The organism is Spirillospora sp. NPDC047418, from assembly GCF_040643275.1.
Taxonomy (GTDB): Bacteria; Actinomycetota; Actinomycetes; order Streptosporangiales; family Streptosporangiaceae; genus Spirillospora.
Window position 1 is genome coordinate 175,360 of record NZ_JBEYTW010000003.1, and the last position, 12,500, is coordinate 187,859.

Sequence of the window (12,500 nt, forward strand, 5' to 3'; positions counted from 1 at the left end):
CGCCACCAGGAACGACGCTACTGCCATGACGCAGATCAAGAATGTGGTCCTGGTCCAAGGGGAGTTCATGGACGGGTCCGGATGGCGGCAGGTGTACGAGCTGCTCACCTCGGACGGCTTCCGGGTGTCGGTGGTCCAGCACCCGACGCTGTCGCTCGCGGGCGACGTCTTGACCACCCTGAGGGCCCTGCGCGCGCAGGACGGCCCGTGCGTACTGGTCGGCCACTCCTACGGCGGCGCGGTGATCTCGGAGGCCGGCACGGACGACGACGTCGCCGCCTTGGTGTACGTCGCCGCGTTCGCCCCCGACGCCGGCGAATCGGTGCACGACCTCATGTCCGGGACCCCGGCGATGCCCCCGTCCAGGGACGGCTTCCTGCTCCGTGACCGCGCCGAGTTCCATGCGTCGTTCGCGGCCGATCTCCCACCGGCCGAGGCGCGCTTCATGGCCGATGCGCAGGTCCCCTGGCGGGTCGATGCCCTCGGCGGCCGGGTCACCCGGCCCGCCTGGCGCACCAAGCCCAGTTGGTACCTAGTGGCCACCGACGACCACGTGATCCCGCCGTCGGCGCAGCGGGCCATGGCCGCACGGGCCGGTTCCACGGTGCGCGAGATCGCCGCGAGCCACTCCGTGCACGTGTCCCAGCCGCACGCCACGGCCGACCTCATCCGCGAGGCCTCCGCCAGGCCTCCGCCACATGCGGACGTGGTGGTGTTCCCGGGCGCGCAGGTGGGCCCCGATCGCTCCCAGGAAGAACAGGACGAGCCCGACGGAGGCGGCGACGCCGATGTAGGGGACACCGGAGAGCCCGAGCAGCAGGCCCAGGGCTCCGGCCACCTTGAGCGTGCCGAGCATCGGGAGCCAGGACTTCGGGACGCCGACCCTGATCGAGTTGGCCATGGCGAATTTCGTGTACCTGAAGTCGGAGACGGCGGCTGCGACGTTGGCCGCGATCGCGGCGACGACGATGAGCACGCAGAGAACGAGTACGTACATGGCGGTCCAATCGGCGAGCCTCGGGTCACGGCGTCTCACGACGGCGTCCGGAGAATGCGACCAGCGCCTGTTGAGCGCAGCGGTCAGCCCGCTAAGACCAAGCACGCGGCCGTGATGTGACACGTCCGCTGCCGCTGGTTACTTCGCAGAAAATCCGTCGAGTCGTCACAAGCAGTGAGGGCCGTCCTGTCCTAGCTGCTGAGGGGGCGGCGACCGACCGGTTTCGATCTCTTCCTCTCGAACTGATGCGTTCGAGCGGCGCCGGGACTCGTCCGGCGCCGGCGCATTCCCTTCGCTTTCGCAAGGAGTACGTAGATGGACGTTTTTGAGCGGCGGATCGCATGTTCGGTCTTGGTGATCGGCACTGGCGGGTCGGGGCTGCGGGCCGCGATCGAACTCGCCGAGCGGGGCGTGGGCGTACTGGCGGTCGGCAAACGCCCCAAGGCCGACGCCCACACCACGCTCGCCGCGGGGGGCGTCAACGCGGCGCTGGGGACGATGGATCCGCAGGACACCTGGCAGCAGCACGCCGCGGACACCCTCCAGGAGGGTTACCTGCTGGGGGATCCGCGCACGGCGCGGATCGTGGCGGAGGGCGCCGCGCGCGGCATCGCCGATCTGGAACGGTACGGGATGCCCTTCGCGCGGGAGGCCGACGGGCGGATCTCGCAGCGCTTCTTCGGCGCCCACACCTGGCGCCGCACCGCCTTCAGCGGCGACTACACCGGTCTGGAGATCCAGCGCGCCCTGGTGCGGCGGGCGACCGAACTCGACATCCCCATCCTGGACACCGTCCACATCACCCGCCTGCTGGTCCACGACAACACGGTCTTCGGCGCCTACGGCTTCGATGTGAACGACGGCAGCCGGTACGCCGTCCACGCCGACGCGGTGATCCTGGCCACCGGCGGCCACACCCGGATCTGGCGCCGCACGTCCTCCCGGCGGGACGAGAACACCGGCGACACCTTCCGCCTGGCCGTCCTGGCCGGCGCCCGCATCCGGGACCCCGAACTCGTGCAGTTCCACCCGTCCGGGCTGCTGGAACCCGAGGACGCCGCCGGGACCCTGGTCTCCGAAGCGGCACGCGGCGAGGGCGGGAGGCTGCTGAACGGCGTCGGCGAGCGCTTCATGGCCCGCTATGACCCCGAGCGGATGGAGTTGTCCACCCGCGACCGGGTCGCGCTGGGCGCCTTCACCGAGATCAAGGAGGGGCGCGGCACCCCGAACGGCGGGGTCTGGCTGGACGTGTCGCACCTCCCCCGGGAGACGATCATGACCAGGCTGCCGCGCGTCCACCAGACGCTCCTGGAACTCCAGACGCTCGACATCACCAAGGACCCGATCGAGGTCGCCCCCACCGCGCACTACTCCATGGGCGGCGTGCGGGTGCGGCCCGAGGACCACGGCACCGACGTCGACGGCCTGTACGCCATCGGCGAGGCCGCCAGCGGCCTGCACGGCGCCAACCGGCTGGGCGGCAACTCCCTCATCGAACTCCTGGTGTACGGCCGGATCGTGGGCGAGGCGGCGGCCGCCTACTCGGCCCGCCTGACGGTCCAGCGGCGGTCCCCGCTCGCGCTCGCCGAGGCGCGCCGGGAGGTGGACCGGGTCCTGGCCTGCGACGGTCCGGAGAACGTCCGGTCCCTGCAGCGGGCCGTCCGCGACGTCATGACCGAGCACGGCGGGGTGGTCCGCGACGAGGCGGGGCTGCGGGCGGGGCTGGCGGAGCTGGACGCGATCGGGGCCCGGATCGGCGCGATCGGCGTCCACCCCGACAACGCCGGCTACCAGGACCTCGCGCACGCCTTCGACCTGAAGTCCACCGTGCTGGCCGCACGGGCCACGCTCGAGGCGGCGCTGGAGCGGCGCGAGACCCGCGGCTGCCACAACCGCTCGGACTATCCCGCCTTGGACGAGTCCCTGCGGGTCAACCTGGTCTGGTCGGGTCCGGGCAAGATCGAACGCGAGGAGGTGCGTCCGGTCCCCGCGGAGATCGCCTCGCTCATGCGGCATGTCTCGTCGGCCGGAAAGCTCGTCGAGTGACCCCGCCGGTGCCGGCTTGATCGGCTCGAAGGCCGTCACCAGCGGCTCGGTGCGGATGCCCCCGGTGGCGGCCTTCTAGGCGCTTGCGGGCGAGGAGGTCGCGCCGGGTGCTGCGATGGACGGTCTCGTCCAGCCACCGCATGTGGAGGCCCGGGGCGGGTCACTCACATCGACCCCAGCACACGCACGCTCGCCCGGGGGCGGAGCCCCGGGCCCGGGCCGACCCGGGTGGCAAGGGGGTGCCCGGGTCTCTGCACGTGGGCCTCCGCACCCTCGAACGCCACCCGGGCGGGATCTGACCGAACCCGGCGGCACCCCCCGCCACCAGGGTGAAGACCTTTCTGACCGGCCGGCGGCCCGTGGGTGTCCCTTGGCGGGGACCCCCGGCCCCCCCGGGGGTCCCCGGGGGCCCTCCCTAGGGCCCCGGCCAGGGGATCCCCTGATGCGACCGACTCGCGCTCCAAGCGACCGTAAGTCGTGTTGATGAGGAGTTCGCGGATACGACGAACGGAGCGGACATGGCGGTCGAAGAGATGGTGCGGCGGCGGGGAAGCGCGGGAAGCGCCCGGGTCACGTGCGGGTCGTCCGGTGGTCTCGCGGTGCGCGGGCGTGGACTCGAGCCGCACGGGGGCGGGTTCGAGTTGCTGGGGCGCGGCGCCGAGGTCGCCGAGCTGAGCGGTCAGGTCGAGCGGCTGCGCGACGGGCGGGGCGGCGTCCTGCTCATCGAGGGCGTCCCGGGAATCGGCAAGAGCCGCCTCGCCCGCGAGGCGCGGGCCATCGCGGCGGCCTCCGGGGTCCGGGTCCTGACCGCGACGGGCGAGCGCGACCGGCAGGACGTCCCGTTCGGCGCACTGCTGCAGGCGCTGGTGTCGGACGGGCAGGCTGCCGTCGAAACGGGCGTCCTCCGGTCGCTCTCGGACTCCGCCGAACAGGGATTCTGGGTGTTCCCGGCGGTGCGGGACGAACTGGCACGGGCGGCGGCGGATCGGCCGCTGCTCATCGCCTTCGACGATCTCCAGTGGTGCGACGCCGGGACGCTCGTGGCGTTGCGCACCCTCGCCGCCGGCCTGTCCGCGCATCCGATCCTCTGGCTGGCGACCGTCCGCACCGGGTCGTCCGGCGCCGACGTGCGGGCGGCCGTCGACGGCCTCGCCGATGCGGGCGCCCGCAGGATGCGCCTGGGTCCGCTGCCCGAGGACGCCGTCGCCGCGATGGCCCGCGGCCTGCTCGGCGCCGAACCCGGCCGGGACCTCCTCGGCCTGCTCCAGCGGGCCGACGGTCAGCCGCTCATGGTCGTCGAGATCGTCCGCGGACTCCTCGGCGAAGGCGCCGCCATCTGGACGGACGGGGTCGCGCATCTGAGCGGACGGCACGTGCCGATCTACCGGTACGGCTGCGCTCGGCACGTCCTCGACCACCTGTCGCCAGTCACCCGGGGCGTGCTCCGGATCGCGTCCGTGCTCGGTCGCGACCTGGACCCCGTCGAGCTCGCCGAACTCAGCGAGCACACCTTCCTGGAGGTCCTGGCGGCCCTTGAGGAGGCCATCGACGCCGACCTCGTCCGCATGGACCCGCTCACGTTCCGGCACGACATCGTCCGGGAAGCGATAAGCGAGACGCTGCCCGTCCCGCTGCGCCGGGCACTGCGCCAGGCGCTCGCCGACCTGAACCTGCAGCGGGCCGTGCCCGCCGACCGGCCCGTCCCGCCCGCGGCCGAGCCCGACTCGGTCGTCCGCTAGACCGGTCGAGGACGCCTCCCACCGCTCACCGGTCCGGACGGACCGGGACGTGCCGACGCCACCAGACCGGCCGTCTCGCGCGCGGCAGCGGGAGCGGAAGCAGCCGGCGCGCAGCCGCCGGAAAGCGCTCTCCCTCCCTGGTCGCAGTAGAACGCACCGGGAGCGCGCCTGACGACCCCGATTAATCCCGACCGCCTTTTCTAGTGGCCGACTCCTATTCGTCGATTCCGTGCGTGCACGTCATACCCGATTAAAACCGACAAGAGTTGCCGAGATCCTCGCGTTGAGGTGTGGAAATGAGCATGCTTCTCCAAGAGCCGACGAATTCCCTCGACCAAGCCGCCGCCGCCTTCACCGACATGCGCCCGCGCCTGTTCGGCATCGCCTACCGGATGCTCGGCAGCCCGGCCGAAGCCGAGGAGATCGTCCAGGAGACCTGGCTGCGCTGGCAGCGCACCGAACGCTCGGCCGTCGCCAATCCGACGGCGTTCCTGGTGCTGATCACGACGCGGCTGTCGATCAACACCGTCCGGTCCGCCCGGGTCCGCCGGGAGACCGGTTTCGCCTCCTGGCTGCACGAGCCGATCGACGCCGAGGCCGATCCCGCCACGAGCGCCGAACGCGGCGACGCGGTCGAGCGCGGCCTGCTGCTGCTGATCGAGCGGCTCACCCCCGCCCAGCGGGCCGCCTACATTCTCCGCGAGGCCTTCGACTACCCCTATGCGCGGATCGCCGAACTCATCCGGCTCAGCCCGGACAACGTCCGGCAATTGGTGAGCCGCTCCCGCAGGCACCTGAACGCCCCCCGGCGCGGGCCGATCAGGGCCGGCGAGCACCGGCACCTGCTGTCGGCCTTTCTGGAGGCCGCCCAAAAGGGGAATATGCGGGTGCTGGAAGAGTTCCTCGCCGCTGACATCGTCACCCAATCGGGCAACGCGAACGATCCGCTCCGGTACCCGTTGCTCGCCCCGAAAACCGTCCGCAACCGCCCACCGGGAGAGCGTGACGTCCCGGGTCCGGGCGGCCGTTCCCGGACCCGCTCAGGAACCGGCGGCACCTGTTCAGGCGACCGTTACCGGCGCCCGCTGAAACGGAGCAAAGCCCGGACCTGAACAAGGTGAATCCGAGTAGGCCCGCACCAAGGAGGTGAGAGTGGACGTGCGAAGCCAGGTAGATGTCGTGGTGGGGGCCGAGGTCGGCGGGCTCGCGCAGGAGCGGCCTGCACGTTCTGTGCTGATCCTGGGACGCGAGATGCGCCGGTCGCCTGCGGGACGTTGCCCGGAGGCGACCGGCGCGTCGCTGTTCGCGGGGCCGTCGGGCACTGGCGGCGGCCGGGGTGTCAGGGGCTGCCTCCGCGTCGGCTGATCAGCCCGTCCTTCATCAAGCCGTATCGGGCACGGCGTGGGCGTGGGCGGCCGGGGCGGGTGGCGCCTGCCGGGCCTTGTCCGCCGGCTGCCGCAGCCCGGCTGGCCGAAGTCTGCGGACGACCTGCTGTCGTGCCATCAGCGGTGCGCTCATCGGCTCTCCACCGGTTCTGTCACGGCGGTGGCCTTCGGCTCGCCACCGCTGGTGAAGGAGCCCCGGGGGTTCTGCACGGACGCCAGCGAGACGATGTCGCGGCCGAAGAACGCGGCCGTCAGCCAGATCGCCAGCACCCGGGCCTTCCGCTCCCAGCTGGGAATCGCGAGCAGGTGGTAGCCGCGATGCATCAGCCAGGCCGCGAACCCCTTGATCACCAGGCGGTGGTACTGGAAGATCCCGTGGCCCAGCCCCAGCGTTGCGATCGACCCGAGGCTGTGGTGGATGTACGGCCTGCCGCCCCGGCCGCGCAGCGCGGCGGCGATGTTGGCGGCCAGCCGCTTGCCCTGCCGCACCGCGTGCTGGGCGTTCGACACCGTCACGGCCCCGGGTTCGGCCGAGGCGAGGTCGGGGACCGCGGCGTCGTCGCCCGCGGCCCAGGCGTCCGGCACCGGTTCGGTGTCCGTGCCGACGCGCAGGTCGGCGCGCACGGTGAGCCGTCCGTGCCGGTCGACCGGCAGGTCGGTGTGCGTGCGGACCACCGGGTTCGCGGTGTTCCCGATCGTCCACACGATCAGCTCGGACTCGAACTCCGCGCCGCTGGACAGCACCACGTGGCCGTCGATCGCCGAGACCAGCCGGGCGCCGAGGTGGACGCGGGCGCCCCGCTTCTCCAGCGCGCGCACCACCCACGCGCCGGGCCGGTCGCCGACCTCGGGCAGGATCCGCCCGCCGGCCTCGACGAGGTGGAAGCCGAGTTCGTCCGCCTTCAGCTCCGGGTAGACCCGCAGCAGCGACCGCGCCAGCGACAGCAGTTCCGCGAAGCCCTCGACCCCGGCGAAGCCACCGCCGACGAACGTCACGGTCAGCAGCCGCCGCCGCAGCGGGCCCGGCTGCAGCGCCGCGGCCTGGTCGAAGGCGGTCAGCAGCCGGTCGCGGATCGCCACCGCCTCCTCCACGTGCTTGAGCCCGATCGCCCGCTCGGCAAGCCCGGGCACGGCGAGCCTGCGCGTGACCGCGCCCGCGGTGACGGCTATGACGTCGTAGCCGAGCGTGAACTCCGGCCCCCACGCGGGCCGGACGGTGACCGTCCGGCCCGCGTGGTCGATCCCGGTGACGGTCCCGGAGACCAGTTCGGTGCGGCGCAGGTGCCGGCGGTGCGACACGGTGGCGTGCCGCGCCTCGATCGATCCGGCCAGCACCTCGGGAAGGAACGGCTGGTAGGTCATGTAGGGGCGGTGGTCGACCAGGGCGAGCCGCGCCTCGTGCCGGCGCAGCCGCCGTTCCAGCCGCCGGGCCGTGGCGAAGCCGGCGCCCCCGCCGCCCACGATCAAGATCGTTTTCATGTCGTCCTCTCTGCGTCGGCGCGCGGGTCTACCGGTGACCGGCGCCGGACGGGGCCCTGCGGGCGGCCCGGATGCGGCGCCGCTCGCCGGGGGTGGTGCCGGCCCAGATGCCCTCCGGTTCACCGGTGGTCAGCGCCCATTCCAGGCAGCGGCGCGCCGCCGGGCACGAGGCGCAGATCCGCCGGATCGCCGCGATCTGTTCCGCGTGGACGCTCTCGTCGCCCAGCGGGAAGAACAGGTCGGCGTCGAACGAAACGCATGCCGCCGTCTCGGTCCAGTGCAGATTCATCGTGTTCACGCTCACTTCGCGGATCCGGGCCACGGATCGTTGGTCGTCACGTTCGCGTGGCCCGGAACGGCGTCCGGCCGGTTCCGCCGGCCTGGCTCGATCCTGCGGCTCGGGCGGGGGCTCAGGACGGGCGCGGTGCGCGGCGATCCTTGCGCTCGGCCAGTTCGGCCTCGTCCACCATCGTGGTCATCGGCTCACCGGGTGTGCACAGCATGGTGACGGTGAACCGGACCGGCACGTCGTCGCGGTTGTTGCCGTCCTGGTAGTGGATGAGGTCGCCGCCCGGCTCCCAGAACGCCTCGCCGGCGCGGACCACCCGTTCGGGCTCCCCTTCCAGCTCCAGCAGCAGCTCGCCCTCGAGGACCAGGCCGAAGGCGGGACCGGGGTGTCGGTGCGCCGGCGAACCCGGGCTTCCCGGCGGGTACTCGATGATCACGGTCATCGCGTGCGCGCCCGCGGGGACGAACGGGGGCTCCACGTCCTGCAGCAGGGTCAGCGGGCTCTTGGCGGCGTTCGATCCTGGGTCGTCCATGGTGCGGCCCTTCTCCTTCTCGGTGGACTGGCCGAGCCAGTCGCGGTAGGTGATGGTGCCCAGCTGCGCGCCCTCGCCCGGCACCAGTGAGCGCTCGTTCAGCACCCTGCCGGAGTAGCGCGCCAGCGGGTCGGCGACGACCTCGCGGGAGTCGCCCCAGGCGGCCAGCGCCTTGCGGAAGAACTCCTCCATCCGGTACCGGGTCGGTCCCGCGATCTCGATCCGGCCGTTCAACGGCGGGCCCACCGCCGTCCTGGCGACGGCGCGGGCCACGTCGTCGCCCGCGATGGGCTGGAACAGCACCGGCGGGACGCGCACCTTGCCGTCGACGGTGGCCGTGTCGGCGATGCCGGGAGCGAACTCGAAGAACTGCGTCGCGTGCACCAGCGAGAACGGGATGCCCGACCGCTCGATCAGCTTCTCCTGGGCGATCTTCGCCGCGAAGTAGCCGTTCTCCGGCATCCGCTCGGTGCCCACGATCGACACCGCGACGTGGGCGCCTTTCAGCACCTCGGCCAGGCCCGCACCCGTCAGCGTGTCGACGCCGGTGCTCGGCGCGGCGGCCACCGCCTCGTGTCCGTGGTCGCCGAGTATCTTCACCAGCTTCGACCCGATGAGCCCCGTTCCGCCGATGACCACGATCCTCATTGCCCATTCCCTTCCGCCTTCGGGGATGCTCGTCCGCACCCTGTCGTCAGCTAGGACAGGAGGCCCTCCCGGCTTGTGACAGCCATCGCGAGCGAAAGGTGTCTCCGTAGCTTCTAGGCGTCGCGTGTGCGCAGGAGAAGACCGCCGGCCGCCAATGTCGCGGTGGCCCAGCCGGCGGTTACGGCGAGCCCGGCCCAGGGGCTGATGGGCAGGTTTCCGAGATCGGTGGTGGCCTGGATCGCGAGCCCGGAACTCATTGGCGCGGTCTTTTCCAGCAGGCGCTGCCATTCCGGGTCGCTGATCGTCTGGGCGACGATCGGGACGATGTAAAGCAGGCCGAGGACGACGCCGATGCTCGTGGCGGAGTCCCGCACCGCGGTCGCGACGCCGAGGCTGAGAAGGCCGATCAGGATCAGGTAGAGGACCGTCCCGAAGACTGCGCGCAGCGCCGGGCCGTTCGAGAGTGACAGGGCCCGGTCGCCGACGTCGGGCAGCATGAGCCGCCCGGCGAGCACCGCCCCGAGGACGGCGGCGGTTCCGCCGGCGGTCACGGCGCCGGTGAGAGCGACGGCCTTGGCCGCCAAGGCCGTTACTCGCCGCGGCACCGCCGTCAGGGTCGTGCGGATCATGCCCGAGCTGTACTCCCCGCTGATCATCAGCAATGCCAGGATGGCGACCGGCGCCTGGCCGAGGTAGACGCCCATGAGGGTCAGCCTGGTCGTGTCACCGCCACAGCCGTCGGCCGTGCAGTTCACCAGCGACGTCGCGCCCGCGCTCAGGGCCACCGTCGTCGCGATGGTGCCGAGCAGCAGCCACAGCGGGCCGGCGACGGTCCGCAGCTTCGTCCATTCCGCGTGCAGCGCGAGTCTCATGCGTCCCTCCTGCCGAGCAGGACGGCGGCCGCGGACATGCTCACGACCGCGTAAGCGGCCAGGACGGCGAACCCGGCCCAGGGCGCCAGCGGGTAGTAGCCGTAGTACGGCGTGTAGTGGCCCGCCACCTGGTCGTACTCCACGAGCGTCTGCTGGACGGCGAAGGCCGCCCCCGGTGTCACCCGGGCCAGCCAGTTCGCCGCGCTCGCGGGCATGAACGGGACGGCGGTCAGGACGTAGGGCAGCACGATGGCCAGGAGGACGGCGGTGACCGCGGCGGCGCCGTGCCGGAAGACGGCGCCGGCCGAGAGGGCCAAAACCGAGGCGGTCGCGAGCAGCGCCGCGGTCCCGACTGCCACCCGCAGTTCCGCCGGGGACGACACCGGGAAGAGGTAGACGCCGTTGTCCTGGGCGAGCCGCTCACCGAGCGGAGTCGCGACGGCCGTCCCCAGCAGCCCGGCGATGAAGGTGACGGCCCACAGCACGATCGCCTTGGCGGCCAGCACCCGGCTCCGCCCGGGGCTCGCGGCCAGGGTGAGGCGGATCATCGTGCCGCGGTACTCCGTGGTGATGAACAGCGCCCCCACGACGATCACCGCGATCAGTGCGGCGAACGTGCCGGTGAGGATGTCCCGGAGGGTGCCGCCGGTCGGCAGGGTCTCGCGGTTGGCGGGTGCGATATCACCGGCGCCGGTCACCGTGAGCCGGCCGTCAGATCCCGTGACCGAACCCGACGTGTCCTCCGGGTAGCCGGCGAAGCTGGGGGATTCGGGCCCCACCTGGTCACCGGTCCACGTGCCACCGGCCCAGCCTTCCTGGAAACGAAGGCCTTCGAAGACGGCCGTCGACACGCTGCCGGCCGTCCCCATGCCTTCGACGGCGGGCGGTGACGCCACGAACAATCCGACTTGCGCGGTCTGCCCGAGTCCACCCACCCGCGCGGTGCCCACTGTCTTCCAGTGCGCGCCGTCGGCGGAGGCATAGCCGGTGATCGTGTCGCCGGAGCGGTCCAGCCGCAGCCGGCGAGGGGACTCGGCGGAGACGGGGCCGGGCGGGCCGGGCCTGTCGTTGACGTAGGCGTCCTGCATTCGCACGCCGCGGCCGCCGGTGACCATGATCGCCGCGTACGGCGATCCCTGGCGCGTGCTCTGCTTGATGATGAGGCCGGCCTTCGCCCATGGCACGGTGCCGGGCCGCAGATCCCCCGGCCCCCTGGGAATGCTGCTTTCGAGTGCGGAGACCGAGACGGTGATGCTGCCGTTTCCGGAAAGGGGTTGGTGTACGAAATAGAAACTGTCGGTGACCGGCTCACCTCCGGGTCCGATCGGAACGGGCGGCGAACCATTCTGATCGCTGCTGATGCCGGTGAGCACGGCGAACAGCAGCAACAGCAGCACTGCGGCCACCATGCCGGTCGGCCAGCCGCGGACGGTCCGGAACTTCGTCCATTCCGCGTGCAGCACTTGGAGGAAACCGTCCCGTCCGGCGTGTTGGCCGGACCGATGAGACGTCACGGTAGGAGTCACCGTGTCACCTCCGTGGACGTGGCACGGAACTCGACGGCCTCGCGGGTGAGGTCCAGGTAGACGTCCTCAAGGGTGGCGCGGTGTGCCGATACCTCGGAGAACGGCACCGCGCCCTCGCTGAGCAGCGCGACGATCCGATCCGGGGGCAACTCCGAAACGGTGATGGTGTCGCGGCTGGTGGCCGCGACGGTCGCGCCGGCCTGCGCGAGCACCCTCATCGCGTGCGTCCCGGCCGTGGTCCGCACGGCCACCCGGTTTCCGGAGGCAGCCGCGATCAGGTCGGCCACGGCGGCGTCGGCGATGGCCTTGCCGCGCCCGACCACGACGAGACGATCGGCTGTGTCCTGCACTTCGCTCATCAGGTGGCTGGAGACCAGCACGGCGCGGCCCTCGGCCGCGAGGGACCGCAGGAAGCCGCGCATCCAGACGATGCCGTCGGGATCCATGCCGTTGAACGGCTCGTCGAGCATGATGGTCGGCGGGTCGCCCAGCAGGGCGGCGGCGATCCCGAGCCGCTGCCGCATTCCCAGCGAGTAGCCTCCGGCCTTGCGCCGGGCGGCGGAGGCCAGGCCGACCTGCTCGATCACCTGCTGCACCCGCCGCGCGTCCAGGCCCTGCGAATGCGCCAGCCACAGCAGGTGGTGGCGTCCGCTGCGGCCGGGGTGCAGCGCCGACGCGTCCAGCAGTGAACCGACGTGGTTCAGCGGACACCGAAGGCTGCGGTACGGCTTCCCGCCGATGAGCGCGGTGCCCTCATCGACCGAGTCCAGGCCGAGGATCACCCGCATCGTGGTGGACTTCCCAGCCCCGTTCGGCCCGATCAGCCCGGTCACCGCACCCGGACGGACGCTGAAGGACATGCCGTCGAGAGCGAGGGCCGAACCGTACCTCTTGCGCAGTCCGGCGACGACGATCCCGGGGGCGCTCATCGCGGCGCGCTCGCGGTTCGTGATGCGATCATGCCGACGGTTGTACGCGGCACCGGGG

At 72.0% G+C, this 12,500-nt stretch carries 10 protein-coding genes and 1 pseudogene; 4 read left to right on the top strand and 7 right to left on the bottom strand.

Annotated features, from left to right (window positions below; translation table 11 throughout):
• Positions 1-25 precede the first annotated feature (25 nt).
• Positions 26-652 (top strand): annotated as a pseudogene (locus tag ABZ806_RS02915) (alpha/beta fold hydrolase); the annotation flags it as partial.
• Here ABZ806_RS02915 and ABZ806_RS02920 read toward each other — a convergent pair.
• Positions 533-997 (bottom strand): DoxX family protein, encoded by a 465-nt coding sequence (locus tag ABZ806_RS02920; protein WP_500214970.1) that lies wholly within the window; start codon positions 995-997, stop codon positions 533-535. The pseudogene ABZ806_RS02915 and the gene ABZ806_RS02920 sit on opposite strands and share 120 nt — an antisense overlap.
• A 354-nt stretch (positions 998-1,351) precedes the next feature.
• Between ABZ806_RS02920 and ABZ806_RS02925 the strand changes: the two genes are divergently transcribed.
• The 3 genes from ABZ806_RS02925 (at position 1,352) to ABZ806_RS02935 (ending at position 5,894) form a co-directional block, all read left to right on the top strand.
• Positions 1,352-3,043 (top strand): L-aspartate oxidase, encoded by a 1,692-nt coding sequence (locus tag ABZ806_RS02925; protein ID WP_500214971.1) that lies wholly within the window; start codon positions 1,352-1,354, stop codon positions 3,041-3,043.
• Positions 3,044-3,561: 518 nt separating this feature from the next.
• Positions 3,562-4,782, top strand: a complete 1,221-nt coding sequence (locus ABZ806_RS02930) for an AAA family ATPase (RefSeq protein WP_500214923.1) — start codon at positions 3,562-3,564, stop codon at positions 4,780-4,782.
• A 296-nt stretch (positions 4,783-5,078) separates the two neighbouring features.
• On the top strand, positions 5,079-5,894 hold the full coding sequence (locus ABZ806_RS02935; RefSeq protein WP_500214924.1) for a sigma-70 family RNA polymerase sigma factor: 816 nt from the start codon (positions 5,079-5,081) through the stop codon (positions 5,892-5,894).
• Between the two features lie 402 nt (positions 5,895-6,296).
• Here the strand turns inward: ABZ806_RS02935 and ABZ806_RS02940 are convergent, their stop codons facing one another.
• From ABZ806_RS02940 to ABZ806_RS02965, 6 genes are all read right to left on the bottom strand, one after another.
• Complete coding sequence (locus tag ABZ806_RS02940) at positions 6,297-7,646, bottom strand: NAD(P)/FAD-dependent oxidoreductase (protein WP_500214925.1); 1,350 nt, start codon at positions 7,644-7,646, stop codon at positions 6,297-6,299.
• 28 nt (positions 7,647-7,674) lie between these two features.
• Positions 7,675-7,935, bottom strand: a complete 261-nt coding sequence (locus ABZ806_RS02945) for a WhiB family transcriptional regulator (protein ID WP_500214926.1) — start codon at positions 7,933-7,935, stop codon at positions 7,675-7,677.
• Between the two features lie 121 nt (positions 7,936-8,056).
• The gene (locus ABZ806_RS02950; protein ID WP_500214927.1) at positions 8,057-9,115 is read right to left on the bottom strand and encodes a cupin domain-containing protein; all 1,059 of its coding nucleotides are present in this window, start codon (positions 9,113-9,115) and stop codon (positions 8,057-8,059) included.
• Between the two features lie 113 nt (positions 9,116-9,228).
• Entirely contained in the window at positions 9,229-9,987 is a 759-nt protein-coding gene (locus ABZ806_RS02955; RefSeq protein WP_500214928.1) for an ABC transporter permease, read from the bottom strand.
• Positions 9,984-11,450: a DUF1349 domain-containing protein gene (locus ABZ806_RS02960; RefSeq protein WP_500214929.1), complete on the bottom strand. Its 1,467-nt coding sequence runs from the start codon at positions 11,448-11,450 to the stop codon at positions 9,984-9,986. The genes ABZ806_RS02955 and ABZ806_RS02960 overlap by 4 nt, the downstream gene beginning before the upstream one ends.
• Before the next feature lie 59 nt (positions 11,451-11,509).
• A complete protein-coding gene (locus ABZ806_RS02965) occupies positions 11,510-12,442 on the bottom strand; it encodes an ATP-binding cassette domain-containing protein (RefSeq protein WP_500214930.1) in 933 nt (310 codons plus the stop codon).
• Positions 12,443-12,500: the final 58 nt, after the last annotated feature.